The organism is Variovorax paradoxus (assembly GCF_030815975.1).
Taxonomy (GTDB): Bacteria; Pseudomonadota; Gammaproteobacteria; order Burkholderiales; family Burkholderiaceae_C; genus Variovorax; species Variovorax paradoxus_N.
In genome coordinates this window covers 4,769,562-4,794,429 of the sequence record NZ_JAUSXL010000002.1, presented here as the reverse complement: position 1 = coordinate 4,794,429, position 24,868 = coordinate 4,769,562, and the positions used below count along the sequence as shown (strand labels likewise).

The 24,868-nt window shown below is 67.3% G+C and carries 24 protein-coding genes; 13 read left to right on the top strand and 11 right to left on the bottom strand.

Going from position 1 to position 24,868, the window contains the following annotated elements; translation table 11 throughout:
- Positions 1-142 precede the first annotated feature (142 nt).
- The 3 genes from QFZ47_RS26315 to QFZ47_RS26305 all read left to right on the top strand — a co-directional run bounded on the left by QFZ47_RS26315 (position 143) and on the right by QFZ47_RS26305 (position 4,735).
- Complete coding sequence (locus tag QFZ47_RS26315) at positions 143-2,545, top strand: Tex family protein (protein WP_307658433.1); 2,403 nt, start codon at positions 143-145, stop codon at positions 2,543-2,545.
- A gap of 37 nt (positions 2,546-2,582) precedes the next feature.
- Entirely contained in the window at positions 2,583-3,659 is a 1,077-nt protein-coding gene (locus tag QFZ47_RS26310) for a patatin-like phospholipase family protein (protein WP_307659023.1), read from the top strand.
- A gap of 92 nt (positions 3,660-3,751) precedes the next feature.
- Complete coding sequence (locus tag QFZ47_RS26305) at positions 3,752-4,735, top strand: tripartite tricarboxylate transporter substrate binding protein (RefSeq protein WP_307658432.1); 984 nt, start codon at positions 3,752-3,754, stop codon at positions 4,733-4,735.
- 12 nt (positions 4,736-4,747) lie between these two features.
- Here QFZ47_RS26305 and QFZ47_RS26300 read toward each other — a convergent pair whose 3' ends face one another.
- The 7 genes from QFZ47_RS26300 to gbd all read right to left on the bottom strand — a co-directional run bounded on the left by QFZ47_RS26300 (position 4,748) and on the right by gbd (position 14,033).
- Positions 4,748-5,134, bottom strand: a complete 387-nt coding sequence (locus QFZ47_RS26300; RefSeq protein ID WP_307658431.1) for a DUF4150 domain-containing protein — start codon at positions 5,132-5,134, stop codon at positions 4,748-4,750.
- Positions 5,135-5,152: 18 nt separating this feature from the next.
- On the bottom strand, positions 5,153-5,905 hold the full coding sequence (locus QFZ47_RS26295) for a DUF3540 domain-containing protein (protein ID WP_307658430.1): 753 nt from the start codon (positions 5,903-5,905) through the stop codon (positions 5,153-5,155).
- Positions 5,902-7,038, bottom strand: a complete 1,137-nt coding sequence (locus tag QFZ47_RS26290) for a pentapeptide repeat-containing protein (RefSeq protein WP_307658429.1) — start codon at positions 7,036-7,038, stop codon at positions 5,902-5,904. The genes QFZ47_RS26295 and QFZ47_RS26290 overlap by 4 nt, the downstream gene beginning before the upstream one ends.
- Positions 7,035-9,671: a DUF2169 family type VI secretion system accessory protein gene (locus QFZ47_RS26285; protein ID WP_307658428.1), complete on the bottom strand. Its 2,637-nt coding sequence runs from the start codon at positions 9,669-9,671 to the stop codon at positions 7,035-7,037. The genes QFZ47_RS26290 and QFZ47_RS26285 overlap by 4 nt, the downstream gene beginning before the upstream one ends.
- A gap of 36 nt (positions 9,672-9,707) precedes the next feature.
- The gene (locus QFZ47_RS26280; RefSeq protein WP_307658427.1) at positions 9,708-10,145 is read right to left on the bottom strand and encodes a hypothetical protein; all 438 of its coding nucleotides are present in this window, start codon (positions 10,143-10,145) and stop codon (positions 9,708-9,710) included.
- Positions 10,146-10,155: 10 nt separating this feature from the next.
- On the bottom strand, positions 10,156-12,498 hold the full coding sequence (locus QFZ47_RS26275; RefSeq protein ID WP_307658426.1) for a type VI secretion system Vgr family protein: 2,343 nt from the start codon (positions 12,496-12,498) through the stop codon (positions 10,156-10,158).
- A 398-nt stretch (positions 12,499-12,896) separates the two neighbouring features.
- A complete protein-coding gene (gene gbd / locus QFZ47_RS26270; RefSeq protein ID WP_307658425.1) occupies positions 12,897-14,033 on the bottom strand; it encodes a 4-hydroxybutyrate dehydrogenase in 1,137 nt (378 codons plus the stop codon).
- Positions 14,034-14,101: 68 nt separating this feature from the next.
- Between gbd and QFZ47_RS26265 the strand changes: the two genes are divergently transcribed.
- Entirely contained in the window at positions 14,102-15,079 is a 978-nt protein-coding gene (locus QFZ47_RS26265) for an alpha/beta hydrolase (RefSeq protein ID WP_307658424.1), read from the top strand.
- Complete coding sequence (locus QFZ47_RS26260) at positions 15,076-15,954, top strand: YbgC/FadM family acyl-CoA thioesterase (protein ID WP_307658423.1); 879 nt, start codon at positions 15,076-15,078, stop codon at positions 15,952-15,954. Before QFZ47_RS26265 ends, QFZ47_RS26260 begins: the two co-directional genes overlap by 4 nt.
- Before the next feature lie 19 nt (positions 15,955-15,973).
- On the opposite strand, the gene QFZ47_RS26255 is transcribed toward QFZ47_RS26260, so the two are convergent.
- Positions 15,974-16,906 carry a hypothetical protein gene (locus tag QFZ47_RS26255; protein ID WP_307658422.1) on the bottom strand — a complete coding sequence of 311 codons (933 nt, stop codon included), beginning with the start codon at positions 16,904-16,906 and terminating at the stop codon, positions 15,974-15,976.
- Positions 16,907-17,033: 127 nt separating this feature from the next.
- Entirely contained in the window at positions 17,034-17,960 is a 927-nt protein-coding gene (ygfZ, locus tag QFZ47_RS26250) for a CAF17-like 4Fe-4S cluster assembly/insertion protein YgfZ (RefSeq protein ID WP_307658421.1), read from the bottom strand.
- 122 nt (positions 17,961-18,082) lie between these two features.
- Here ygfZ and mltG point away from each other — a divergent pair, with 122 nt between their 5' ends.
- From mltG to QFZ47_RS26215, 7 genes are all read left to right on the top strand, one after another.
- The gene (gene mltG / locus QFZ47_RS26245) at positions 18,083-19,105 is read left to right on the top strand and encodes an endolytic transglycosylase MltG (protein ID WP_307658420.1); all 1,023 of its coding nucleotides are present in this window, start codon (positions 18,083-18,085) and stop codon (positions 19,103-19,105) included.
- A complete protein-coding gene (gene tmk, locus QFZ47_RS26240; protein WP_307658419.1) occupies positions 19,102-19,761 on the top strand; it encodes a dTMP kinase in 660 nt (219 codons plus the stop codon). The genes mltG and tmk overlap by 4 nt, the downstream gene beginning before the upstream one ends.
- Positions 19,758-20,777, top strand: a complete 1,020-nt coding sequence (locus tag QFZ47_RS26235) for a DNA polymerase III delta subunit-related protein (protein ID WP_307658418.1) — start codon at positions 19,758-19,760, stop codon at positions 20,775-20,777. Before tmk ends, QFZ47_RS26235 begins: the two co-directional genes overlap by 4 nt.
- The gene (locus QFZ47_RS26230; RefSeq protein ID WP_307658417.1) at positions 20,774-21,154 is read left to right on the top strand and encodes a PilZ domain-containing protein; all 381 of its coding nucleotides are present in this window, start codon (positions 20,774-20,776) and stop codon (positions 21,152-21,154) included. The genes QFZ47_RS26235 and QFZ47_RS26230 overlap by 4 nt, the downstream gene beginning before the upstream one ends.
- Positions 21,155-21,274: 120 nt before the next feature.
- Entirely contained in the window at positions 21,275-22,084 is an 810-nt protein-coding gene (locus QFZ47_RS26225; protein WP_307658416.1) for a TatD family hydrolase, read from the top strand.
- Positions 22,081-22,758 (top strand): ankyrin repeat domain-containing protein, encoded by a 678-nt coding sequence (locus tag QFZ47_RS26220; RefSeq protein ID WP_307658415.1) that lies wholly within the window; start codon positions 22,081-22,083, stop codon positions 22,756-22,758. Before QFZ47_RS26225 ends, QFZ47_RS26220 begins: the two co-directional genes overlap by 4 nt.
- A 123-nt stretch (positions 22,759-22,881) precedes the next feature.
- Positions 22,882-23,367 carry a DUF2726 domain-containing protein gene (locus tag QFZ47_RS26215; protein ID WP_307658414.1) on the top strand — a complete coding sequence of 162 codons (486 nt, stop codon included), beginning with the start codon at positions 22,882-22,884 and terminating at the stop codon, positions 23,365-23,367.
- 187 nt (positions 23,368-23,554) lie between these two features.
- Here QFZ47_RS26215 and QFZ47_RS26210 read toward each other — a convergent pair whose 3' ends face one another.
- Positions 23,555-23,935 (bottom strand): cupin domain-containing protein, encoded by a 381-nt coding sequence (locus tag QFZ47_RS26210; RefSeq protein WP_307658413.1) that lies wholly within the window; start codon positions 23,933-23,935, stop codon positions 23,555-23,557.
- A gap of 185 nt (positions 23,936-24,120) precedes the next feature.
- Here QFZ47_RS26210 and QFZ47_RS26205 point away from each other — a divergent pair, with 185 nt between their 5' ends.
- Positions 24,121-24,543: a secondary thiamine-phosphate synthase enzyme YjbQ gene (locus QFZ47_RS26205; protein ID WP_307659022.1), complete on the top strand. Its 423-nt coding sequence runs from the start codon at positions 24,121-24,123 to the stop codon at positions 24,541-24,543.
- Between the two features lie 55 nt (positions 24,544-24,598).
- Here QFZ47_RS26205 and QFZ47_RS26200 read toward each other — a convergent pair whose 3' ends face one another.
- Entirely contained in the window at positions 24,599-24,805 is a 207-nt protein-coding gene (locus QFZ47_RS26200; protein WP_307658412.1) for a dodecin, read from the bottom strand.
- Positions 24,806-24,868: the final 63 nt, after the last annotated feature.

The window sequence follows — 24,868 nt, the reverse complement described above, 5'->3', positions numbered from 1 at the left end:
TCAGCCCATAGTGGTTTACCACTAGCGCAGGCGTTTCCGCGGGCATCGGCGCCCGTGGGCCGGCCGCACCCTATGGCAAACTTCCGCGCTTCATCCGCCAGGCGCCCGAACGGCGTCGACAGTTCCAGGGATCCCCTCCGACATGCAAAAAATCATTCGCCAACTCGCCGCCGAGATCAAGGTAGGCGAGCACCAGGTGAAGGCGGCCATCGAACTGCTCGATGGCGGTGCCACGGTTCCGTTCATTGCCCGCTATCGCAAGGAAGTGACCGACGGCCTCGACGACATCCAGTTGCGCGAGCTCGAGGCGCGCCTTTCGTACCTGCGCGAACTCGAAGACCGCCGCGCCGCCGTGTTGAAGAGCATCGACGAGCAGGGCAAGCTCACGCCCGAGCTGCGCGCCGCGATCGAATTCGCGCCGACCAAGCAGGAGCTCGAAGACATCTATCTGCCGTTCAAGCAGAAGCGCCGCACCAAGGGCCAGATCGCGCGCGAGTTCGGCATCGAGCCGCTGGCCGACAAGCTGCTGGCCGACCCGATGCTCGACCCGGCCGTGGAGGCCAAGGCCTTCCTGCAGCCCGCGACCACGCTCGACGACGGCAAGCCGGGCCCCGATTTCTCGACCGTCGCGGCCGTGCTCGACGGCGTGCGCGACATTCTTTCCGAGCGCTGGGCCGAAGACGCGCCGCTGGTGCAGCGCCTGCGCGAATGGCTCTGGGCCGAGGGCCTGCTCAAGTCCACGCTGATGGCCGGCAAGGACGAGAACAACGCTGACATCGCCAAATTCCGCGACTACTTCGAATACGACGAGCCCATCGGCCGCGTGCCCTCGCACCGCGCGCTGGCCGTGTTCCGCGGCCGCGCGCTCGACATCCTCGATGCCAAGCTGGTGCTGCCTCCGGAGCCCGAACCGGTCAAGCCCAAAGATTTGAAAGCGCCACCTGCGGTGTCGCTGGCCGAAGGCCGCATCGCGCTGCACCTGGGCTGGAGCCATGCCGGCCGACCGGCCGACGACCTGCTGCGCAAGTGCGTGGCCTGGACCTGGCGCGTGAAGCTCGCGCTCTCCACCGAGCGCGACCTGTTCACCCGCCTGCGCGAAGAGGCCGAGAAGGTCGCGATCAAGGTGTTTGCCGACAACCTGCGCGACCTGCTGCTGGCCGCACCCGCCGGCCCCCGCGTCGTGATGGGCCTGGACCCGGGCATCCGCACCGGCGTGAAGGTGGCGGTGGTCGATTCGACCGGCAAGCTGGTGGAGACCGCCACCGTGTTCCCGCACGAGCCGCGCAAGGACTGGGAAGGCTCGCTGCACACGCTGGGCAAGCTGTGCGCCAAGCACGGCGTGAACCTCATCGCCATCGGCAACGGCACCGCCAGCCGCGAGACCGACAAGCTCGCCGCCGACCTGATCAAGCTGCTCGCCAAGATGGCCGAGCAGGCCGGCGCCCCCGAGATGACTGTCGACAAGGTGGTGGTGAGCGAAGCCGGCGCGTCCGTGTACTCGGCCAGCGAATTCGCCTCGCAGGAAATGCCCGACGTGGACGTGAGCCTGCGCGGCGCCGCGAGCATCGCGCGCCGGCTGCAGGACCCGCTGGCCGAGCTTGTGAAGATCGACCCCAAGAGCATCGGCGTGGGCCAGTACCAGCACGACGTGAACCAGAGCGAACTCGCGCGGACCCTGCAGGCGGTGGTCGAAGATTGCGTGAACTCGGTGGGCGTGGACCTGAACACCGCGAGCGTGCCGCTCTTGAGCCGCGTCTCGGGCCTGTCGGCCAGCGTGGCCAAGGCCGTGGTGCGCTGGCGCGAATCGAACGGCGCGTTCTCCACCCGCAAGCAGTTGCTCGAGGTGAGCGGCTTCGGCCCCAAGGCCTTCGAGCAGAGCGCGGGGTTCCTGCGCATCCGCGGCGGCGCCGACCCGCTCGACATCACCGGCGTGCACCCCGAGACCTATCCACTGGTCGAGCAGATCATCGTGAAGACCGGCAAGCCGATCGCCGAGCTGATGGGCCGCGCCGAGATGCTCAAGACGCTGAAGCCCGAGCTGTTCGCGAACGAGAAATTCGGCGTCATCACCGTCAAGGACATCCTCGGCGAACTCGAGAAGCCCGGCCGCGACCCGCGCCCCGACTTCAAGGTGGCGCGCTTCAACGACGGCGTGGACGACATCAAGGACCTGGTCGAGGGCATGATCCTCGAGGGCACCGTGAGCAACGTGGCGCAGTTCGGCGCCTTCATCGACCTGGGCGTGCACCAGGACGGCCTGGTGCATGTGAGCCAGCTGAGCCACAAGTTCGTGAACGATGCGCGCGAGGTCGTGAAGACCGGCGACATCGTCAAGGTCAAGGTGATGGAAGTGGACGTGGCGCGCAAGCGCATCGGCCTGTCGATGAAGCTCGATGCAGCGCCTGCCCGCCGCGACGGGCCGCGCGACAACCGCTTCGAAGGCGCAGCGCGCGGCCAGCAGCAGGGCCCGCGCCGCGACAACTCGCCGCAGCCCGCGGGGCAGATGGCGAGCGCGTTTGCCAAGTTGCAGGGGTTGCGCAAGTAGACCGTGCTGCACGCTTCTTGCTGACGCAACCGGCATGATGAAAGCCCTGCGCATCTACGCCGGCCCCGCCGCCCGCAAGCACATCGAACAGCACGGCCTGCGCCCGCAGGACGTGCGCACCATTCCCGGCGCGGCGGGCGGTCCCAAGGGCCTGATCCTCGGGCCGCTCGACCGCTTCATCTTCGGCCGCTGGCTCGCGCAGTCGAGCCAGCCGGTGCACCTGGTGGGCGCGTCGATCGGTGCATGGCGGCTGGCCACGGCCTGCCTCGCGGATCCGCACAAGGCCTTCGAGCGCTTCGAGCACGACTACGTGCGCCAGCAGTTCGAGGTGCCGCCGGGGCAGAAGCGGCTGAGCCCGCAGCAGCTCAGCACGCGTTTCGCCGAAAGCCTGTCCGACTTCTATGGCGGGCGCATCGCCGAGGTGCTGGGCCATGCGCGCTACCGGCTCCACGTGGTGACTTCGCGCGGCCGCCACATCCTCGGGCGCGAGGGCAGGGCGCGCACGCCCTTCGGCTACCTGGGTGCGTTTGCCACCAACAGCCTGCACCGCAAGGGCCTGGGCGCATGGCTCGAACGCTGCGTGTTCTCCACGCCCGGCGCGGCCTTGCCCTTTGGCACGAAGGACTTCCGCACGCGCCAGCACGCGCTCAGCGAAGAGAACTTCAACCTGGTGCTGCAGGCCTCGTGCTCGATCCCGTTCCTGCTGGCCGCGGTGCACGACATTCCCGGCGCGCCGCGCGGTGCGTACTGGGACGGCGGCATCACCGACTACCACCTGCACCTGGACTACCAGCCGGCCGACGAAGGCATCGTGCTGTACCCGCATTTCCAGCGCGCGGTGGTGCCGGGCTGGCTCGACAAGGGCCTGCGCTGGCGCCACAGGTCCACGGGCTTTCTCGACCGCATGGTGGTGCTCGCGCCCGATGCCGACTGGGTGCGGTCGCTGCCCAACGGCAAGCTGCCCGACCGCAAGGACTTCATCCATTTCGCGAACGAACCGCAGGCCCGCATCGGCGCATGGCGCAAGGCCACGCGCGAGGCAGAGCGGCTGTCCGATGAGTTCGAGGCGTGGCTCGCAACCGGTGGTCGCACGCGCGACATCCTGCCGCTCTGAACGGGCCTGCGCCGGGGCAAACCCTGACAGGGTGCGCGCATGGCGCCTTCGAGAATGGCCGGATCATTCTTGTCGAGAGAAAGCTGCCACTCATGCCGCAGGCCCGAATTTCACGCCGCCGATTCACCCTTGCCGCTGCGGCCGCCGCGACCGTTCCAATGCCCGCGCTGGCCCAGGGCGCCTGGCCGAACAAGCCGATCCGCATCATCGTGCCCTATACGCCGGGCGGCTTCACCGACCAGATGGCGCGGCTGGTGCAGGTCGGCCTGCAGGCGCGGCTCGGGCAGCCGGTGCTGGTCGACAACAAGCCGGGCGCCAACAGCCTGATCGGCGTCGATGCCATTGCCAAGGCGCCGCCTGATGGCAGCACCTTCGGCGTCGTCATTGCAGCCTATGCAGCCAACACCACGCTGTACCCCAAGCTGCCCTACGACCCGCAAAAGGACCTGACGGGTGTTTCGCTGATGGGCGTGTCGCCGCTGCTGGCCGCCGTCAACGTCAATGCGCCGTTCAAGACCGCGCGCGAGCTCATCGACTATGCGCGTGCGAATCCCGGCAAGGTGAGCTTCGGCTCGTCGGGCAACGGCTCGGCCGCGCACCTGACGACCGAGCTGTGGAAGTCGCTCACGCAGACCTACATGATCCACATTCCGTACCGCGGCGCGGTGCCCGCGCTGACGGACCTGATGGGCGGGCAGATCCAGCTGTTCTTCGATGCGCCCACGGGCCTCATCAACCAGGCCAAGGCGGGCAAGGTGCGGCTGATCGGCGTGGCGGGCGACAAGCGCCTGGCCGCCGCGCCCGACGTGCCGACCTTCATCGAGCAGGGCTTTGCGGGCTTCACCGGCAGCACCTGGGCCGGCATGCTGGCGCCGGCCGGCACGCCGCGCGACATCGTCAAGCGCATGTCGGAAGAACTGGCGCGCATCATCAAGAGCGACGAGACGCGCGCAAAGCTGGATGCCATGGGCACCATCCCGGTCGGCAGCACGCCCGAGGAATTCGATGCCTTCATCAAGACCGAAACGGCCAAGTGGGGCAAGGTCATCCGCACGGCGGGCGTCAAGGCGGAGTAGGAGCAGGAAGCCTCAGGCCGCGAGCACCAGCACCTTGAACTGGCTCGGCACGATGCGCATCCCCACGATGTTGGAGCGGTTCTGCACCGAGAGGCTGGTCATGCGCGTGCAGGGCGAACCCTTCAAGAGCACGGTGAACGCACCGGTGATGTGGCGCGAAGGCCCCATCACCGTCTGCGACACCACGCCCATCAGCACGCCCGCGTTGTCGCCATTGGTGATGGGCGTGGTGGTGGCAAGGTTGTGGGCCGGCGTGCCGCCGTAGAGGATGTTCCAGGCGTTGGGAATGGCCGTCGGCCCGAGCGCGAAGTTGGGATAGGGAACGGGAATCGCGGGCGGCGTCTTGCAGACGTCGGGAAAGGCGAGGTCCATGCCCATCATCTGTGCATTGGCAAACATGCGTGGAGACTCCTTCAATCAACCCATGTGGATCTGTTCGGCATCGACCTTGACCAGCTCCTTGCTGGTCACCAGGGTGTTCTTCGCATGCAGCCGAAGCGTCTGCGAGGCCTGGATGTCGATCTGCCCGGCGCGCACATGCTCGACCTCTTCGGTGATGCGAAAGCTCGAGCGCGTGAGCAGGTGCAGCCGGTCGAGCACGACTTCGCAGGCGCGCCCCAGGAATCGCGTGACGAGCACGCCGACGCGCAGCTCCGCGCCCTGGTAGTCGAGTTCCGAGACGTTGCACTGGCCGCGCTCCGCCGTAAGCTTCCATTGCGGCGTGCTTGTGGCCACGGACGTCTCCGATTGGAGCTCGAGCGCGCCCGCGCTGCGGATCGCGATGCCGCCGCGCTTCGACTGCAAGCGCAGATCGCCATCGACCGCGAGCGTGGCCTGGCGCTTGTCGGCCTGGGCCACCACGGCAATGATGTAGAGCGCGTCGTCGCCAGTGCCCGCAACCATGACCGTATCGCCGGGCGCGGGCACCAGCAGGCAGCTGGCGGCGCGCTGGCAGCGCATGCGGTGCCCGCCGGCAAGCATCAGCTCGCAGAAGTCGTCGTCGGGATCGCAGGCGACGACGGTGGCCATCGAGATGCCGGCCACCGCCGGCCCCGGTTGGTGCTTCGCAGGCGAGGACTTTCGCAGCAGCGGTTCGAGCTCGCTCGCGGGCCGGGGAACTGTCGGCGCTGCAGCGGCAGCGGTGGAGGGAGGTCGAGCCGCCGTTGTCATGCAGTGTCCTTTGGGTGAGATGGTGGATAGTCGGCAAGCCGCATGTGGCCTTGGGCGTCCCGGTCGAGCCGGACTGCGCGCGGTGAGCGCTGCCACGCCACCCGCTCGGCTTCGAACAGGTCGGGGTCGGCGTCGAGCACGCCGACTCGGTCGCTCCATCGGGAGCCGCCCTGGTGGGCGCGGTGCAGCTGGGTGCGGTGGCATCGGGCTTTCTCGAAGCCGGCGTTGCGCAGGTCCGCATAGGAGAAGTCAGCGTAAGTCAGCCGGCTCCTCGCGAACGAGGCGCGCTCGCACCGGGCGCGATGGAACACGCACTGCTCGAGGCTCGCATCGGCAAAATCGGCGTCGCACAGCAGCGCATCGATCCACAGCGACTGGTCGAACACCCCCGCGCGGCAGTCTGCGTTGCGCATGTCGGCTTGCGGGAACAGCGATTGCGGCGCATGCACGCGGTGCATGCGCACGCCGTCGAGGGCAGCGCCCTTGAAGTTGCACTGAACGAGCCGCGCCTCGTCGAACACGCAGTTCGACATGCGCGCGTCCACGAACTGGCAGAGCATGAACGACTGGCCGGCGAACGACTGCCCGCGCAGGTCGGCCTCCGAGAAGATGGCATTGTGAAAGCTGGTTCCGCGGAAACCGGCCTCGCGCAGGTCCGATCGAAAGAACACGGCGGTCGTGAGTTCGGCGTCGGCAAAGTCGGCGTTGCCCAGGCGGCTTTCGTTGAAGATCGTCTTCGCGAGCCTGGCCCGCTCGAAGCTGGCCCCTTGGAATTCGCAATCGTGGAAGGCCGCTTCCTTCAGCTCAGCGCCTTCTGCGCGCGTGCCGCGCAGGTCCGATTCGGCCACGACGGTGCCGATCCATCGGCTGGACGGCGCCTGCATGTCCCGCAGGCTGCAGCGCAGCAGCGACGCGCCGTCCAGGTGAATGCCGGCCAGCGCCGCGCCGTCAAAGCGGCAGCGCTCGAACACCGAATCGTTCAAGCGAGCGCGCGCCAGCCCGGCCTGCGTGAAGCTGCATTCGCTGAACAGGCCGCCCGACAGGTCCAGGTCGTTCAACTGCATGCCGCTGAAGTCTTCTCCCTGCAATTGCACTCCGTTGCGGACCTTGGACACCAGCTCCTGCGGGCTCATCCGGCGGTTGTCGCTCGCGCAGCCGGCACGGTCTTGGTCTGCTCGAGGTAGGCGCCGTGCGTCTCGGTGATGGCGTCGATCTGGATTTGAGACATGTCGGTGCGAAAGAGATTGGTCTCGCGAAGGTCGGCCGACAGCAGGCGGGCCTTGTTGAAGTTGGCGGTCATGAGGTTGGCAGCGCGCAGGGAAGCGCGGGTCAGGTTGCTGCGGATGAACAGGCTCTCGGGTGCCTGCACCGCGCTCAGGTCGGCGGCGGTCAGGTTGCAGGAGGAAAAGTCGCAGGTGTCGAGCGTGGCACGGGCGAGGCGCGCGCCCTCCATGGGAACTTCGCGAAAGCTGCATTGCACCAGCGTGGCTTCTTCGAAGTTCGCACCCCGCAGGCTGCTGCTGCCCACGAAGCAGGTGGTGCGCAGCAGGGCGCGCTGAAATCCGATGCGGTCGTCGCCGTTGGTGTGGGTCCATACGCAGGCTTCGAGTTCGGCGCCGGAGAAGTCCAGCCCGGCGACCCGGCAGGCCATGAATCCCGCCTTTTCCAGGCGTGCATTCCGAAAGCTGCAGTCTTCGATGACCGTGTCCGACAGAAAGCCGATGTAGGCCGCGTCCATCCCGTCGAAGGTGCAGCGCAACAGCTGCGATCCGATGACGTGCAGATGATGCATGCGGGCCGACGAGAAATTGCACTGCTCGAACTTGAGCTTCTCCAGCGTCGTCCCTTCGAAGACCGCGTGCGAGAAATCGGCCTGGCTGCAATCGACCCTTGCCAGGTTGGCATTGCGGAAGACGGCGCGGCCGAAGCTGGCGCCGGACAGCCGCGCCCGCACCAGCACTGCGTCGCTGAAATCGGCGTCGCCGCACCTGGCGCGGCCCAGGTCGGCCCCTTCGAGCAGCGCGCGCCGGAAGCACGCGCCGCGCAGGTCGAGTCCGGACAGGTCGGCGCCGGTCAGGTCCATGTCGGTGAAGTCGCGGCTGCCCGCAAGAACCGAGGCGACCTGCGCGCCCAGCGCAGCCATGCGATCGGCGGGCAAGGGGTCCACGGGCGCCTGGTGCTGCGCGGAGCTGCGGTACAGCGCCAGCAATCCGCGTTCGCCGTTTTCCGCCAGGTTGCGCATGGCGTCGATCTGGCTCGCGGGCAGCGGCGCGGTGCCGATTGCCGCGGGAATGCCTTCGAACCCGCGCGCCATGGCCGCGCGGTCGACGCGGGGCGGGCCTTTCAACTGTGGGCGGTCGTGCTCGCGCACCAGCTTGCCGGTGTCGAAGCCGACCTTCCTCGACTCGCTGGCGTTGGCATCGGCTTCGCGCTGGAGCCGCTCGCGTTCGACGGCTCCCTGCTCGCGCTGCGCGCTGGCATAGCGCTCGGCCTGTTCCACGAACTCGGGCAGCTCGCTCAGGGTCGGCATGCGGGTAAAGGGTTCGGGAAGCCGGCGATCGTTGAAGTGGCGCGCCTTGTGTCCCGCCGCAATCGCTTTCTGCTTCAACTCTTCACGGGCCTGTGTGCCGCGCTCGCGCATGTTGCGCACCAGTGCCGATTCCTGGTTGCCGGCTTCATCGAGCCAGGGACCGATGGCTTCTTCCGGCACGAGCTCGTTGTCCCGGAACATGTAGAGCGCGCCTTTTTCCGGATCGCATCGCTGGCGCAGCACGGTGGCGTAGTGCGCCAGGCCTCGCGGTGCATTGCGCAGTTCGATCGCCGGCATCACGTGGGAGACGTCGGAGGCATCGTCTTCCTCGATGCGCGTCTCGCCATGGAAGACGAGCGCGACGCGGTCGAGATGCGGAAAGAACCAGGCCGTGGTCAAGCGCTGCGCAACTTCCTCGACATGCCCGGGCGAACGGTGCCGCGCAATCACGGCGAGGGCGCGCCAGTCCGGCAGGTGGCCTTGCTGGAGAGGCACATCGGGGTGCATGTTCCAGATCGCGTAGGGAGCGCGCGGCGCAATCTCCGTCTGCGGGAACCGCTGGTCGGCCGGCGCGGCGTTGAAGAGCTGCCAGTCCATGTCGCTGGCAAAGCCCGGAAAAAGATGTGCCCGCCAGTGCGCGTCGTACTGCCTGCCCATGAGGCGCATGCGCTGCGGCGAAGCGATGTCGACGGGGCCGAAGCCGGCGGGCTCCGGCTGGTCGCGCGGATGATGCAGGCGGTGCGCCGGGTCTTCGATGTTGGGCAGGCGCTGCACTTCGAGGCCATGAACCATCTCCAGCCCGTGGCCGCGGCCCAGCGGGTTGTCCGCAAAGTCAGGGCCGCCATAGGCACGCGTCCAATCGATGCGCATCGCCTCGAATGGCTGCGGCGGGGTGGGGCGGCCGCCCACCCAGAAGCGGTCGCCGAACACGGCCAGGTCCTTCGACAGTCCAGCGACCTGCAGCCTTGCGGCGCAGAGCGTCTTTTCCTCCTGGTGCGCGGTGTATGCGAAACCCGTGGCGAGTATTTCGGCACGTGCCTTGGGAATGCCCAGGTCGATGGCGGTCGCCGGGCCCAATTCTTCGGACAGCGTCTTCCAGAACTCGGACTCCGGCGTCAGCACGGGCTTGCCGCTCATCGACACCATGCACAGCGTCGTCACGGCAAGGCGCTGATCGCCCTGGCGCAGGAACGGACGGGTCGTCACGCTCAGCCGCAGCGGCTTGACGGTCTTCATGGGCGCGGCATCCGCCGCATCCGCGGTTGCGGGCGCTCAGCGCGCACGGGGAAGCTCCAGCGGCGTGCGCTCGCGGTCAATGGCCACCAATGCCGGGTTGCCCGCGTCGTAGCGCAGGTGGATGGCCTTGCCCGGCTCGAGGAATTGCGGCACCAGCGCATCTTCGACGAAGGTGGGAATCGATGCGGCATGAACCACGCCGGCACTGTCGGTGTAGTCGACGTCGAGCACCAGGGCCCGGACAGTCTGCCCGCTGGAGCCGCCGCGGGTCATGTTGTTGGGGTGCATCCGGACGTTGCGGACCACGCCGTCGGCAGGCTGTCCGGCCTGCGCCAGCGCAGGCCAGAGTTTTTCCTCGGCACCATAGCGGCGGTTCTCCTTGCGCATGTAGCCCACGGCACCGATGCCGCCCACGACGACCGCGGTCATCACGATGCCGAAGAAAATCCAGAGAAGCGTCTCCCATTCAGGCATGGCGCGAGTGTCACATCACAAGATGCATGGCCTGCGCATAGGCCGCCATGCCATCCACGAAAAAGCGCACGGCGGCCTTGCCGACCTGCACCGCTTCGTTGGTGATGTCGATGCCCTGGTTGGCAATCTTGAAAGTCAGCAGGTCGACCTTGAGCACGGAGTACTGCGAGTTGATGCCGTAGAACTGCTGGCGAGCGCCCCAGAAGTCGAGCGACATGCCCACGGCACCGAAGCGGAAGCCCACGCCGCCCGAACGCGACAAGCGCCAGTCGCTGCTCTTGGCGTAGTTGTTGGTGTAGCTGACCGAATTGTTCGTGTAGTTGTTCGTCAGGTTGTTGTAGGTGTTCGACGTGGTGTTGTAGACGTTGGTGTTGATGACGTGCTGCGTCGTGTTGTGGATGTGGTTGGTCGTGTTGAAGGTCACGTCGGGCGAGGTGTGGACCGTCGGACCGGTCACCGTGGTGGTCGACGGACCGTTGACCACCACGGTGTTCGAGGTGTCGATGGTGTCGCTGCGCCCACCGCTCACGAAACGGATCTCCTGCCCGTCGATGGTGCCGTTGAAGCCGCCTGTGATCGCGAGCTTCACGCCGCCGGTGATGGTGTCGTCCAGCCCGCCGCTGAGCGTGCGCTTCTTGCCGCCCGAGATGGTCTGCGTGACGCCGCCCTTGACCGTTTCGCTGAAGCCGCCGGCCACGTCGCGCGTGTCTCCGCCGGCAATGGTTTCCTTCGCGCCCGCTGTGATGTCGCGCGTCTCGCCGCTCTGATAGGTGGCCGACTCGTGGCCCTTGACGAGGGTGGTGCGGGTGCCGCCGGTGGTGTGCGTTTCGTCGGCTTCCACTTCCACGTCGAGGTTGCGCTCGGCATGCAGCAGGATCTGCTCGGCGCCCGTGCGGTCCTCGAAGCGCAGCATGTTGGCCTGGTTGGCTGCGCCGCCGCTGCTGGAGCGCGTGAGGATGCCGCTGGCCGTGGCATTGGCCGGCAGCTCCCACGGCGGCATCTGGTCGTTGTTGTAGACGCGGCCGGTGATGATGGGGCGGTCGGGTTCGCCGCCGATGAAATCGACGATCACTTCCTGGCCCACGCGCGGCATGTGCATGGTGCCGTAGTTGGCGCCGGCCCAGTTGCTCGACACGCGCACCCAGCACGAGCTGTTCTCGTCCGACTGGCCGTAGCGGTCCCAGCGGAACTGCAGCTTCACGCGGCCGAAGCGGTCGGTCCAGATCTCTTCGGGGCCGACCACGGTGGCTGTCTGCGGGCCGTTGGTGCGCGGCTTGGGCGTCTTGCGCACGGGACGATAGGCCACGCTGGAGGGCAGCACGGTGAAGTCGAACTCGCACACCGATTCGGCGGTGCCGCCGGTCGAGTACTCGGGCTCCTGCAGGTCGTAGCGGGTCTGGGTAATGAGGTACTCGCGGTTGTCGGCCTCGCGCGGGCAGTGCGTCATCCGGAACAGGTAGCCCGGCGCCATGCCCACCACATTGGTATGGCCCGTGGCCAGCTCGTGCGCGCACTGCAGCTCCTGCAGTCGGATCTTCGCGTAGGCATCGCCTTGGTCGTTCTCGCTGTAGCCGCCGAGCCATTCATAGACTTCGTAGCTCGAATGGTCGTGGCCCTTCGGATCCTGCTGCACGCTCTGGAGCGAGGCGCGCGACTTCCTGAAGTCGAAGTCGTCGAGCATCACGCGGCCCGAGGTGATCTGCTCCGAGATGCGCCACTGGTCGATGCAGGGCCCCATCGCATGCACCACGCGGTCGCGCGGGCGGTAGGCAATGGTGGCGTGGCCGGGCAGGGTGCCGTAGCCGCCGACGTCGTCGGCCAGCACCAGCAGGTGCGAGCCGTTGCGGTGCTCGAAGTGGTAGGCGATGCCCTCGTGCTCCATGAGGCGGCACACGAAGGCGAAGTCGCTCTCCTGGTATTGCACGCAGTATTCCCACGGGCGGTAGCTGCCGGTGAGGCGCTTCTCGTATTCGAAGCCGTATTTGCCGAACACCTCGTCAAGCACGTCGGGCACGCTTTTGTTCTGGAAGATGCGGCAGTCGGTGGTGCGCGTGAGATACCAGAGCCAGGGCTGCACCAGGGCGCGGTAGACGTAGTGGCGGCCGGTTTCGTTGGCGCGGCCCACGAGCTCGAAGCGCACCACGGTGCCGTTGAGAAAGCGCGATGCGCCATCGTCCTGCAGTTCGAGCGTGAGCGAAGTGCCCAGCAGCGTCTTGAGGTCGAGGTTGAAGCTCGGGCTGACCATGTCGACCTCGAACTCGAACAGCTGCGAGAGGCCTTCCTGTCCCCGCATCGCGCGGAACTTCAGCTGCTCGGCGTTGAGTACGGTGTGAACCTGGACGGTACGTGGCATTCGGAATTTCCCTGGCCCTTGGGACTTCTGCGGATGCGAAGCCTTCGAGTGGCAGTCTAGAAATTCCTTATGTCATATACGTGACGTGCACTTTGTTCGGGGCGCGTGCACAGGCCACCGGGTACTCCCCTCCGCGAATGTCCCCCGGCCTGCGGCCTCCTCCTTGATTTCGCTGCGGGGAGCACCCGATGCCCTGTGCACTTGGGCACGCTGCTGGTGTACCGCTGATCAACCAGTGCTCTGAACACGCTCCCGTCGATGGGGTGCCTTGCGCAGCGAAATCAAGGGGGAGGCCGCAGGCCGGAGGACATTCGCGGAGCAAGGTACCCCGTCGGCGGGAGCGCGCCCCGAACAACGGCACTCAGAACAACCCCGACCTGCCGCAAATGGACGCCCCCCTACATCGACGCTTCGAGCATCGCCTTGTAGTCGTCGCGCGAAGCCAGCCGCGGGTTGGTCTTGTGGCAGTGGTCGGCCATGGCGCCGTCGATGATCTGCTCGAACAGGGCGGGCGTGACACCCACCTCGGCCAGGCCCTTGGGCAGGCCGAGGCGCGCGTTCATGTCGCGGATCGCATCGCCCAGGTCGCCGGGCGAATCGAGGTGCATGGCCCGCGCCATGCGCTGCAGCCGCTGCTCCTTCTGCACCGACTCGGCACCGGCGTTGAAGTGGATCACCGCGGGCAGGAAGAGGGCGTTGAGCGTGCCGTGGTGCAGGCGCGGATCGACGCCGCCCAGGCTGTGGCTCAGCGAATGCACGCAGCCCAGGCCCTTCTGGAACGCCATGGCGCCCTGCATCGAGGCGCTCATGAGATTGAGGCGCGCCTCGCGGTCGCTGCCGTCTTTCGTCGCGCGTTCGATGTGCAGCCAGGCGCGCTCCAGGCCGTCCAGGCCGATGCCGTCGGCCGGCGGATTGAAGGCGGCCGACATGAAGGTTTCCATGCAGTGCGCAATGGCGTCCATGCCGGTCGCGGCCGTGAGCCTGGGCGGCAGGCCGAGCGTGAGCTCGGGGTCGCAGATGGCCGCCTTGGGCATCAGGAACCAGCTGTGGAAGCCGAGCTTGCGGTGGTCGTCGACGATCACGATGGCGCCGCGCGCCACCTCGCTGCCGGTGCCGCTGGTGGTGGGCACCGCGATGAGCGGCACCGCGCGATCGGTGATCTTCGGCGAACCGCCTTCGATGGTGGCGTAGGTCTTGAGCGGGCCTTCGTGCGTGGCGGCGATCGCCACGCCCTTGGCGCAGTCGATGGCGGAGCCGCCGCCCACCGCGATGAGCCCGTCGCAGCGCCCGCTGCGGTACAGCTCGACGGCCGCGCGCACGGCGGCTTCGGTGGGGTTGGAAGGCGTCTGGTCGAACACCGCCACCTCGAGGTCAGCGATGGCATCGAGCGCCTTCTGCAGCACGCCGGCCGCGCGCACGCCGGCGTCGGTGACGATCAGCGGCCGGTTGATGCCGATGCGCGCGCATTCGCTGGACAGCAGCTGGATGGCGCCGAATTCGAACTGGATCTGGGTGAGGTATTGGATGAGGGCCATGAGGTGGAGTTGCCTGGGGCAGTACGATTGCAGACCCCCAAATCTAACAAGCAGGGACAGTCTTGCACATGAACAAAACCCTTGCCGCTGTCGCGCCAGGCATATGGCAGCCACCGCTCACCGCGAAGATGGCCGGCGTGGTCGAGCGCATGGCGCGGGCCGGCCATCCCTCGCTCGACCAGCTCACGCCCGAGGAGGCCAAGGCCTCCTACGAAAAAGGCGCGGGCGTGCTCGAAGTGCCCAAGCCCGCGCTGGAGCGCGTCGACGACTTCACCATTCCGGCGCGCGATGGCTTTGCGATTCCCGCGCGGCTCTATGCGCCGTCGGCGACGGCGGTGCTGCCGGCGCTGGTGTATTTTCATGGCGGCGGTTTCACGGTCGGCAACATCCGCACGCACGACACGCTGTGCCGCGTGCTGAGCAGCAAGAGCGGCTGTGCGGTGGTGTCGGTCGACTACCGGCTGGCGCCCGCGTTCAGGTTTCCGACGGCATCGAACGACGCATGGGATGCTTTCGCCTTCATCGCAAAAGAAGGTGCGCGCCTGGGCATCGACACGAGCCAGCTGGCCGTGGGCGGCGACAGCGCCGGCGGCACGCTGGCCGCGGTGTGCGCCATCCTCGCGCGCGACGCGGGCCTGCCGCTCGCGCTGCAGATGCTCATCTATCCCGGCACCGCGGCGCACCAGGACACAGCCTCGCACCAGCGCTATGCCCACGGCCCGCTGCTCACCAAGGCGCTGATCGACTATTTCTTTGGCCAGTACGTGCGCACGCCGGCCGACCGCGACGACTGGCGCTTTGCGCCGCTGCTGGCCGAGGATGTCGACGGCGTGGCGCCCGCTTGGATCGGCCTGGCCGAATGCGATCCGGTGGTGGACGAAGGCATTGCCTACGCCGACAAGCTCCGCGCCGCGGGGGTGGCGGTCGATCTGGAGATCTACCGCGGCGTGATCCACGAATTTCTGAAAATGGGCCGCGCCATTCCCGAGGCGCTGCAGGCGCAGGACGATGCGGCCCGCGCACTCAAGGACGCACTGAACCCATGACCGACGAAACCCTGCCCCGCAGAAAAGACTTCCGCTTCTTTCACCGCCTGCGCGTGCGCTGGGCCGAAGTCGACATGCAGAAGATCGTGTTCAACGCGCACTACCTGATGTACTTCGACACCGCCATTGCCGACTACTGGCGTGCGCTCGCGCTGCCCTACGAAGAGGCCATGCATGCGCTGGGCGGCGACCTGTACGTGCGCAAGGCGACGGTCGACTTTCGCGCCTCCGCGCGCATGGACGACGTGATCGACGTGGGCATGAAGTGCGCACGCATCGGCAACTCGTCCATCGTTTTTGAGGGCGCGCTGTTCCGGCAGGACCAGTACCTGGTGGGCTGCGAACTCGTCTATGTGTTTGCCGACCCCGCGACGCAGACCTCAAAGCCGGTGCCACCTGCCTTGCGCGAGATTCTCACGGGCTTCGAGGCCGGCGAGCCGATGCGCACGGTGGAAACGGGCGGCTGGAAAACGCTGGGCGAAGGCGCGGGCGCGCTGCGCCGCGCGGTCTTCATCGAGGAACAGAACATCCCCAAGGAACTGGAGTGGGACGAGCACGATGCAGTCGTGCTGCATGCGGTGGTCCGCAACCGGCTCGGCCAGGTGATTGCGACCGGCCGGCTGCTCGATGCGGTCGACGGCACGGCCATGCTCGGCCGCATGGCCGTGCATCGCGCGCTGCGCAGCGGCGGCCACGGTGCCGCCGTGATGCAGGCGCTCGAGGCGGCCGCCAAAGCCCGCGGCGACCGCGAGATCGGCCTGCACGCGCAGCGCAGCGCGGAGCGCTTCTATGCGCGGCTGGGCTACGCCGTGCACGGCGAGCCTTTCGAGGAAGCCGGCATCCCGCACATCGAGATGCGGCGCGCGCTGGCCTGATCGCGGCGCTCGACGGGGTTCAGTAGCGCGCCGGCGGATCGGGCACGTAGCCCATCTCCGAACCCGGAAAGGCGGACGGGCCTTCGGGGCGCGGCCAGCGCGGGGGAGGCGGCACCGGAATCACGCCCGCGGCGACGAGGTTCTCGCGGCTGTCGTAGCGGATGCGCACCACCTCGTCGGGCGTGGACTGCGCGCGCTCGAAGTTGGTGTGGACTACGTGCGAGGTTTCGCGCCGGCCATGGGCGGTGCCCAGGCTCGGGCTGGTGGGCGATGGCCGGGCCAGGCCGCCTTTCGCGGATCCGGCCGCTTCGGCGCCCAAGGCGCTGTCGGCGGAGCGGGCTTGCGCGGCAGATTCGGCCGGTGCGGCTTCGGCCACGGCGGACGGCGCCTCACTGCGGCGCTCCATCTCGCGGGTGCTGCCGTCGCGGCGCGGAAATGCGATGGGCGGTGCAGGAGGCGGCACGGGCACGCGCTCGCGGAACATCGCGACACCGATCACGCCCACGTCGTCCGGCCGGCCGGTGCGGCTCGCGTACGAATTGCCGATGGAAGTGAATTCGAACGCCGCGATCTGCGAATCGCTCTTGCGCCAGCCCGTGATGTCGCTGCGCTCGCCGCCGGAAAACACATAGCCGTTCTGCAGCACGCCCGCGGTTTCGCCGGTCACGATGTTGACGCCGTCCACCGACATCACGGCCATGATGCGTTCGCCCATCGCATTGCGCGCACGGATCGCGTAGCGCGCGCCTGGCCGTCCGGCCACCCAGTATTCGCCGCGGTGGCGGTAGATCGGCAGTTCGCGGCCGCTGGCGCGGTCGAGCACGCTGAGCTGCATCAGCGTGCCGATGCGGTCGTAGGTTGAAGGTGGCCGCACGGGGCTTTCGGCGCAAGCCGGGAGGGCGCCCAGCGCGGTCCATGCGAGGGCGGTCGAGAAAAGCAGTCTGCGCTTCATGATGTCTTTCCTTGCCAGGAGTGGATCGGTACGGCTTCTACGGAGCAGCACCGGCGGCAGGGTCAAACGCGCGCAAAAAAAATGGCGCTGACTCTTTCGCGGCAGCGCCAGGCGTCATGTCTTTGGTCTAGATGTCTTCGAGCAGCGGATACGGCAGCGGCTCGACCGTGAGCGCCGGCCCGTCGGGGCCGCCGGCATGCAGTCCGCCGGTTTCGAGCGCCGAGATCTGGATCGAGATCAGCGCGGCCCAGCCGCCGCCGGGCGCCGGCGCAGCCTGTGCCACCGTGCCCACCGGCTGCTCGGCGTCGCCGGCTGCGAACACTTCCTGGCCCGCGCTCACGGGCGCGTCGGCCTGCACGAGGTAGGTGCGCCGCTTCAAGGTGCCGCGGAACTGGCTGCGCGCCACGATTTCCTGGCCCGGGTAGCAGCCCTTCTTGAAGTTCACGCCGCCCACGGATTCGTAGTTGATCATCTGCGGCACGAAGGCCTCGACCACCGGCGCGGTCAGGGTCACGATGCCGCTGCGAACCTCGCTCCATTGCCAGAGCTGCGCGTCGAGCGCCGGGCCCGCGGGCACCGGGCTGCCGGTCGGCGCGATCCACATGGCGCGCGGCACGCCGTCGGCCGGGTAGAGCGACACCGAACTGATGTCTTCGCCGATGGCCGTGCGCTGGCCGGGCAGGGCTGCGGCATCGAGGCCATTGGCTGCCAGTGCGGTACCGGCAAGGCCGTAGAGCGCGAACTGCTCGGTGGCGTCGGTGAGCTTTGCCTTGGCGCGCAGCACGTACATCGACAGGCGCTTGAGCGTGGCGGCCAGGATGTCGCGGCTGCAGACCAGCAGCACCAGGTCGGGCTGCGGCCGGATGCCGACGAAGCTGGCGATCACGCGGCCCTTGGCGGTGCAAAGCGCGGCCAGGCGGGCCTCGGTGGCGCCCAGCAGCGCGAAATCCTGGGTGAGCTGGCCATGCAGGAAGCTGGCGGCATCAGCGCCTTCGGCGCGGATCACGCCCAGGTGAGTAAGAGTGGTAACACCGTTGAGAACGACAGTAGTCATCGCTGAATTATCATGGCCGGAGCCGTTCCGTCGGGTCCGCAGGGAATCCCGCCCCGATTCCCGCCGGGCCACCGGCTTTTCGTCCTGATTCGTTTTCCTTTCTCCGCTAAATCATCGGACCCGTGCGCCGCTTCTTCCTCACGCTTTTTCTGCTCGCCGCCCTGGCTGCGCTCGGCCTCGGCGCGGCCGGCCTCTGGTGGGTGCATCAGCCGCTCAAGCTGCCCGCGCCCAGCGTCGATCTTTCCGTGGAACCCGGCACCACGCCGCGCGGCGTTGCGCAGGCGGTGGCCGACACCGGAACCGACGTGCAGCCACAGATGCTCTATTTCTGGTTCCGCATCTCGGGCCAGGACCGCCAGATCCGGGCCGGCAGCTACGAACTGGAGCGCGGCATCACGCCCAAGATGCTGCTCAACGTGCTGGTGCGCGGCGAGGAAGCCACGCGCAGCCTGGTGCTGGTCGAAGGCTGGAACATCCGGCAGGTGCGCGCCGCGCTCGCCAAGGCCGACCAACTCAAGCCCGAGACCGTCGGCCTGCCCGACGATGCCCTGATGGCCAAACTGGGCCGGCCCGGCGTGCATCCCGAAGGCCGCTTCTTCCCCGACACCTACACCTACTCGAAGGGCTCGACCGACGTCGCGCTGCTGCAGCGTGCCATGCGGGCCATGGACAAGAAGCTCGAAGCCGCGTGGGCCGCCAGGGCGGCCGATTTGCCGATCCAATCGGCGGATCAGGCGCTTATCCTGGCCAGCATTGTCGAAAAGGAGACAGGAAAAGCCAAGGACCGCTCCGAGATCGCCGCCGTTTTCGTCAACCGGCTGCGCGCCGGCATGCCGCTGCAAACCGACCCGACCGTGATCTACGGCCTGGGCACCGCGTTCGACGGCAACCTTCGCAAGAAAGACCTGCTGGCCGACACCCCCTGGAACACCTACACGCGCGGCGGCCTGCCGCCCACGCCCATCGCCATGCCGGGCAAGGCGGCGCTGCTGGCGGCGGTGCAGCCGGCGCAAAGCAAGTCGCTGTACTTCGTTTCGCGCGGCGACGGCACCAGCCAGTTCAGCAGTTCGCTCGACGACCACAACCGCGCGGTCAACCGCTACCAGCGCGGCGGCGGCGAACCCAAACCGAAAGTTGCGCAATGAGTGAGGGCCTGTTTCTGACGCTCGAGGGCATCGATGGCGCCGGCAAGTCGAGCCATCTCGACGCCATGGAGGCGCTTTTCAAGGCCCGCGGCCGCACGGTCGTGCGCACGCGCGAGCCCGGCGGCACACCGCTGGCCGAAACCCTGCGCGTGCTGATCCTCGAGCAGCCGATGGACCCGCTGACCGAATCGCTCCTGGTGTTCGCGGCGCGGCGGGACCACGTGGTGCGGGTGATAGAGCCGGCGCTGGCACGCGGCGACGTGGTGCTGTGCGACCGTTTCACCGACGCCACCTTTGCCTACCAGGGCGCGGGCCGCGATTTCGATACGCAGGTGCTGTCGACGCTGGAGCAATGGGTGCAGGGGGGCAGGGGAGCGGCAGGGCTGCTTCAGCCTCACGTCACGCTCTGGTTCGACCTGGCGCCCGAGATCGCCGCCCAGCGCCTGGCGGGAGCCCGCCTGCCCGACAAGTTCGAGTCCCAGCCGGTCGAATTCTTCCGGCGCGTCGCGGCGGGCTACGCGGCTCGCGCGGCGGCCGATGCGCGGCGTTTCGTGCGCATCGACGCCAGCCAGACGCGCGACCAGGTCTGGCAGCAGGTCGAGACGGCGCTTGTCGCACGCGGCGCGCTGGCACCCGCAAGCGGAGCGGCACGATGAGCACGCCGGCGCTTTCGCCCTGGCTGCATCGGCCGCTCGCGGAGCTCCTGCGCCAGCGCGGCCATGCCTGGCTGCTGCAGGGGCCCTCGGGCCTGGGCCAATACGAACTCGCGCTGGCGCTTGCCGCCGCCTGGCTGTGCGAACAGCCCAAGGAGGAGGGCGGCACCGCCTGCGGCCATTGCCCGAGCTGCCATGCCATCGAGGTGCGGACCCACGCCGACCTTTGCGTGCTGATGCCCGAGGTCGCCATGCAGGAACTGGGCTGGCCGCTCGACGAAAAGGCGCAGGCCGACATCGACGACAAGAAGCGCAAACCCAGCCGCGAGATCCGCGTCGAGGCCATGCGCGATGCGGTCGGCTTTGCCCAGCGCACCAGCGCCCGCGGCCGCGGCAAGGTGGTGCTGGTGTATCCGGCCGAGCGCATGAACACCATCACCGCCAATGCGCTGCTCAAGACGCTCGAGGAGCCGGTCGGCGATGTCCGCTTTGTGCTGGCCAGCGAGGCGGCCTGGCAATTGCTGCCGACCATCCGCAGCCGCTGCCTGGGCTTCACGCTGCCCTGGCCCGGGACGGCCGAAGCCGAAGCCTGGCTGGCCGCGCAGGACGTGCCCGCCGCAGATGCCACCGCATTGCTGCGCGCCGCCGGCGGGCGGCCCAGCGATGCCTTGCGGCTCGCGCGCTCCGGCCAGTCGCCCAAGGCCTGGTCGCTGCTGCCCAAGGCCGTTTCGCGCGGCGACGTGGCCGCCCTTGCGGACCAGTCGCCATCGCAGGCCATCGGCTCGCTGCAGAAGCTCTGCCACGACCTGATGGCCGTTGGCAACGGCGCCGCGCCGCGTTTCTTCGAGGCCGCCGACCTGCCGCCCGCCGTGCCTTCGCACCTGGCGCTGGCGCGCTGGTCGAAGTCGCTCGCGAACGCGGCCCGAACCGCCGAACATCCCTACAACCCGGGCCTGATGCTGGAAGCGCTTGTGAGCGAAGCGCGAACCACCCTAAACTCTGCTGCTCGCCGCCCATGAACCAACCAGCCGCATCCGCACCCGCCGCCCCGGCGCCTCAACGGCCGAGCGTGATCCAGCTCGCCATCAAGGAAAAGGGCGCGCTCTATGCCGCCTACATTCCGCTCTTTGCCGAAGGCGGCATCTTCATTCCGACCTCGCGCGAATACCGCCTGGGCGACGATGTCTACGTGCTGCTGACGCTCCCCGAAGACCCGCAGCGCTACCCGGTGGCTGGCAAGGTCGCATGGATCACGCCGCAGCGCGCCGCGGGCAACCGGGCACCGGGCGTGGGCATCCGTTTTCCGTCGGACGAAAAATCGCGCCAGCTCAAGGCCCGCATCGAAGCGGCGCTCGGCGGTTCGATGGCCTCCGACCGCCCGACACAGACTATCTAGGCTCGCCCCCAGGCTGCGCGCACTTCGTGTCGCTACGCCCACCCCCTACCGGGGGCGACACCAGAGGCCCGGCAAAGCCGGTTCCTCGGTGTCCCTGGCATAAGCCAGACAATCAGCGCCATGTTCACCGATTCCCACTGCCACCTCACTTTCCCTGAATTCGCGGACCAGATGCCGCAAATCCGCGCCGCCATGGCCGAGGCGCAGGTCGATCGGGCCTTGTGCATCTGCACCAAGCTCGAGGAGTTCGACGATGTGCAGGCGCTGGCCGCGCGCTACGACAACTTCTGGGCCAGCGTCGGCGTGCATCCCGACAACGAGGACATCGCCGAACCCACGGTGGACGACCTGGTGCGCCGCGCGGCCTTGCCCCGCGTGGTGGCCATCGGCGAAACCGGGCTCGACTACTACCAGATGGAAGAACGCAAGGGCGGGCGCAGCATTGCCGACATGGAATGGCAGCGCGACCGCTTCCGCGTGCACATCCGCGCCGCGCAGCAAACCCGCATGCCCCTGATCATCCACACGCGCGAAGCCTCGGCCGACACGCTGGCGATACTCAAGGAGGAGGGCGAGGACGGCTCCGGCAACGCTGCGGGCGGCGTGTTCCATTGCTTCACCGAAACCGCCGAAGTGGCCCGAGCGGCGCTCGACCTGGGCTTCTATATTTCCTTTTCCGGCATCCTGACCTTCAAGAAGGCGCAGGACCTGCGCGACGTGGCGGCCTTCGTGCCGCTCGACCGCATGCTGATCGAAACCGACAGCCCCTATCTGGCACCCGTGCCGTACCGCGGCAAGACCAACAATCCGTCGTACGTGCCGTACGTCGCCAGGCAGATCGCCGAACTGCGCGGGCTGCCGCTCGAAGAGATTGCGCGAGCCACGAGCGACAATTTTGAAACGCTGTTCAACGCGATAAAAACCAAATGAAGAAATGCATTAAGAAGTTTCTGTATCTTATTGTCGTAGCAGCAACTTTTATCGCGCATGCCGGTTCGTTCGAAGACTTCTTCCGGGCTGTGCGCGGCGACAATGCCAGCGGCGTGCGCACCCTGCTGAACCGCGGCTTCGACCCCAACACGCGCGATGAGCACGGCCAGACCGGCCTGATCATCGCCTTGCGCGAACCATCGCCCAAGGTCGCACAGGTGCTGCTCGAATCGCCGCAGACCGATGTCGACCTGGCCAACGCCAAGGACGAAACCCCGCTGATGCTGGCCGCCATCAAAGGCCAGCAGGAACTGGTCGCCCAGCTGCTCAAGCGCGACGCCGCCGTCAACAAGACCGGCTGGACGCCGCTGCATTACGCCGCCAGCAGCGGCCAGCTGAGCATCATGAAAGTGCTGCTCGACAACTACGCCTTTATCGATGCGCAATCGCCCAACGGCACCACGCCGCTCATGATGGCCGCGATGTACGGCTCGACCGAGGCCGTGAAGCTTTTGCTGGCCGAAGGCGCGGACACCACGATGAAGAACCAGCTCGGCATGACGGCCGTCGACTTCGCGACCAAGGCCAACCGCCCGGAAGCCGCGCAGTTGATCGCGGCGGCGGCCGACACCAAGGCTGCCCCGAAGGCGATCCCGAAGGATGGCAAATGGTGACGCCGGCGGGTTCCTTCGCATCGCATTGAAGGGCCGGATTCGCCGCATCGGCAGGCCCGGGAAAACGCCAGAAAGAGGGCGCCTGCGCATCGTGCGAGACTCTGCGCAGAAGGAGAAGCAGAGATGAATACGTTTCTATTCATGGTCTTTTTGCTGGCCGTCGGACTGCTTGGGTTCGCAGCAATCGCCAGAAACAGGTCGGCGCAAAACAGCAGCGGCTTCGTCGACAAGCCCAAGGCGCGCCCGCCGCTCACGGCGCGCGAGCAGGCCATGTACAACCGGCTCGTGCAGACCCTGCCGGATCTCGTGGTGCTGCCGCAGGTCAGCTTCGGTGCATTGCTCACGGCCCGCACGCGCGCAGCGCGAAGCTCGTTCAGCCGGAAGATCGCCGACTTCGTCGTGTGCGACCGCTCGTTCAAGGTCGTGGCCGTGGTCGCATTCGGCGGCGACAAGAGCAACAAGGGCAAGTCGCAGCGCGACTTGGACCGCGATGCGCTGCTGGTGGAGGCCGGCTACCGCGTGCTGCGATACCCGAGGTTGCCGGACGTGGGCCGCGTGGAGGCGGACTTCGATCCAACGCTGGCATCGGTGAGTCCGATGGGGTCCTGAGGGCGGGCTTGGTTTGCCAGGGATCGGGCCTCATTGGGTATTCCTGAAAGGAACACAATGTGCATTATGTTAAATGACATAAACAACAAGTCCCCCCTCCAGGACCTGTCGCCCGCGCCCACTGCTTCTTGCAGTTGCCCCAATAAGTCCTTGTCGCATTGGCAGTCGTCCGACAGACCCGTCGGGATCAGCTCTTGGGCTTTGCGTATTCCTCGGCGCTCATCACCTCGAAGCCAACGAACGGGTCGTTGCCTTCGACCCATGCGTCGTGGCCCGGTGGAATGGTGTACGACATGCCTTCCTCCAGGGTGGTCTTCGAGCCGTCGTTCATTTGCACGGTAACCCGCCCGGAAACCACGTACCCGACGTGAGCGACCTGGCAGCTGTCCGTGCCGACGACCGGCTTGATGCACTTCGACCAGCGCCATCCGGGCTGGAACTTGAAGCGTCCCAGCGTGTACCCCTCGAGGCGGACCACTTCGACCCGGGTCTTTTCGGGCTCCCGAACCTCATCCGGTTCGTCGTGGGATTTCGTCTGAAGCTTGGTGACATTCATCGGATTTGCCATCACTACTCTCCTTGCACGAGTGAGCAGGCAGGCCGCGCCAGCCTCGTGCAAAGCCGCGCGTCGAACGATCGAATGGTAGTCCCGCGCCACGCCTTGCGGCGACTCATTCCTCGCCCGGTAGGTACCCCGGTGGCGTGCATCTCGGGCACGTGCGCGGAATTTCCAGCGCTAAAGTGCTGATTGCGATGCTCAGGCAGACCACCACCACACTCGACTTCGACACCGATGGCCGGGGCCTTCGGGAAATCACCCCTGTCGTTGCGCAATGGGTGGAAAGCACCGGCTTGCAAACCGGGCTGCTGACGCTCTTCATTCGCCATACCTCGGCCAGTCTCCTGGTGCAGGAGAACGCGGATCCGGATGTGCAGGCAGATCTCGACCGTTTCCTTGCGCGCCTCGTGCCGGACGGCGACGCGCTTTTCCGGCATCGCGACGAAGGACCGGACGACATGCCGGCGCATGTCCGCTCGGCACTGACTGCGGTCCAGCTTTCGATTCCGGTGGCGAACGGCCGCATGGCCCTGGGAACCTGGCAGGGAATCTATCTGTGGGAGCACCGGAAGAAGCCGCACCGAATGCAAGTTGTCCTGCACCTGATCGGGTCTTAGCGCGACGCCGTCCGCAGCAGCACGGTGCCCTGCCCCTCCGACCGTCGTGGGTCCACTACTCGAGCGTGAATCCCATCTTCACCGTGACCTGCCAGTGCGCGATCTTGCCATCCACCACATGGCCGCGCGTCTCGGTGACGGTGAACCACTGGATATTGCGCACCGTCTCGTGCGCCTTGGCGATGGCGGTCTGCACGGCATCCTCGATGCTGATGGGCGAAGAGCCGGTCAGCTCGAGCGACTTGTAAACGTGGCTTGACATGTCTTTTGCTCCTTGAAATGGTGCGCCACGACAACGGCTCTGCGTGCTCGCACAGCACGCATG

Excerpts from the sequence above, each read along its gene's own strand:
- QFZ47_RS26315 (WP_307658433.1), top strand. The coding sequence starts at position 143 with ATGCAAAAAATCATTCGCCAACTCGCCGCCGAGATCAAGGTAGGCGAG.
- QFZ47_RS26310 (WP_307659023.1), top strand. The coding sequence starts at position 2,583 with ATGAAAGCCCTGCGCATCTACGCCGGCCCCGCCGCCCGCAAGCACATC.
- QFZ47_RS26305 (WP_307658432.1), top strand. The coding sequence starts at position 3,752 with ATGCCGCAGGCCCGAATTTCACGCCGCCGATTCACCCTTGCCGCTGCG.
- QFZ47_RS26300 (WP_307658431.1), bottom strand. The coding sequence starts at position 5,134 with ATGTTTGCCAATGCACAGATGATGGGCATGGACCTCGCCTTTCCCGAC.
- QFZ47_RS26295 (WP_307658430.1), bottom strand. The coding sequence starts at position 5,905 with ATGACAACGGCGGCTCGACCTCCCTCCACCGCTGCCGCTGCAGCGCCG.
- QFZ47_RS26290 (WP_307658429.1), bottom strand. The coding sequence starts at position 7,038 with ATGAGCCCGCAGGAGCTGGTGTCCAAGGTCCGCAACGGAGTGCAATTG.
- QFZ47_RS26285 (WP_307658428.1), bottom strand. The coding sequence starts at position 9,671 with ATGAAGACCGTCAAGCCGCTGCGGCTGAGCGTGACGACCCGTCCGTTC.
- QFZ47_RS26280 (WP_307658427.1), bottom strand. The coding sequence starts at position 10,145 with ATGCCTGAATGGGAGACGCTTCTCTGGATTTTCTTCGGCATCGTGATG.
- QFZ47_RS26275 (WP_307658426.1), bottom strand. The coding sequence starts at position 12,498 with ATGCCACGTACCGTCCAGGTTCACACCGTACTCAACGCCGAGCAGCTG.
- gbd (WP_307658425.1), bottom strand. The coding sequence starts at position 14,033 with ATGGCCCTCATCCAATACCTCACCCAGATCCAGTTCGAATTCGGCGCC.
- QFZ47_RS26265 (WP_307658424.1), top strand. The coding sequence starts at position 14,102 with ATGAACAAAACCCTTGCCGCTGTCGCGCCAGGCATATGGCAGCCACCG.
- QFZ47_RS26260 (WP_307658423.1), top strand. The coding sequence starts at position 15,076 with ATGACCGACGAAACCCTGCCCCGCAGAAAAGACTTCCGCTTCTTTCAC.
- QFZ47_RS26255 (WP_307658422.1), bottom strand. The coding sequence starts at position 16,906 with ATGAAGCGCAGACTGCTTTTCTCGACCGCCCTCGCATGGACCGCGCTG.
- ygfZ (WP_307658421.1), bottom strand. The coding sequence starts at position 17,960 with ATGACTACTGTCGTTCTCAACGGTGTTACCACTCTTACTCACCTGGGC.
- tmk (WP_307658419.1), top strand. The coding sequence starts at position 19,102 with ATGAGTGAGGGCCTGTTTCTGACGCTCGAGGGCATCGATGGCGCCGGC.
- QFZ47_RS26235 (WP_307658418.1), top strand. The coding sequence starts at position 19,758 with ATGAGCACGCCGGCGCTTTCGCCCTGGCTGCATCGGCCGCTCGCGGAG.
- QFZ47_RS26230 (WP_307658417.1), top strand. The coding sequence starts at position 20,774 with ATGAACCAACCAGCCGCATCCGCACCCGCCGCCCCGGCGCCTCAACGG.
- QFZ47_RS26225 (WP_307658416.1), top strand. The coding sequence starts at position 21,275 with ATGTTCACCGATTCCCACTGCCACCTCACTTTCCCTGAATTCGCGGAC.
- QFZ47_RS26220 (WP_307658415.1), top strand. The coding sequence starts at position 22,081 with ATGAAGAAATGCATTAAGAAGTTTCTGTATCTTATTGTCGTAGCAGCA.
- QFZ47_RS26215 (WP_307658414.1), top strand. The coding sequence starts at position 22,882 with ATGAATACGTTTCTATTCATGGTCTTTTTGCTGGCCGTCGGACTGCTT.
- QFZ47_RS26210 (WP_307658413.1), bottom strand. The coding sequence starts at position 23,935 with ATGGCAAATCCGATGAATGTCACCAAGCTTCAGACGAAATCCCACGAC.
- QFZ47_RS26205 (WP_307659022.1), top strand. The coding sequence starts at position 24,121 with ATGCTCAGGCAGACCACCACCACACTCGACTTCGACACCGATGGCCGG.
- QFZ47_RS26200 (WP_307658412.1), bottom strand. The coding sequence starts at position 24,805 with ATGTCAAGCCACGTTTACAAGTCGCTCGAGCTGACCGGCTCTTCGCCC.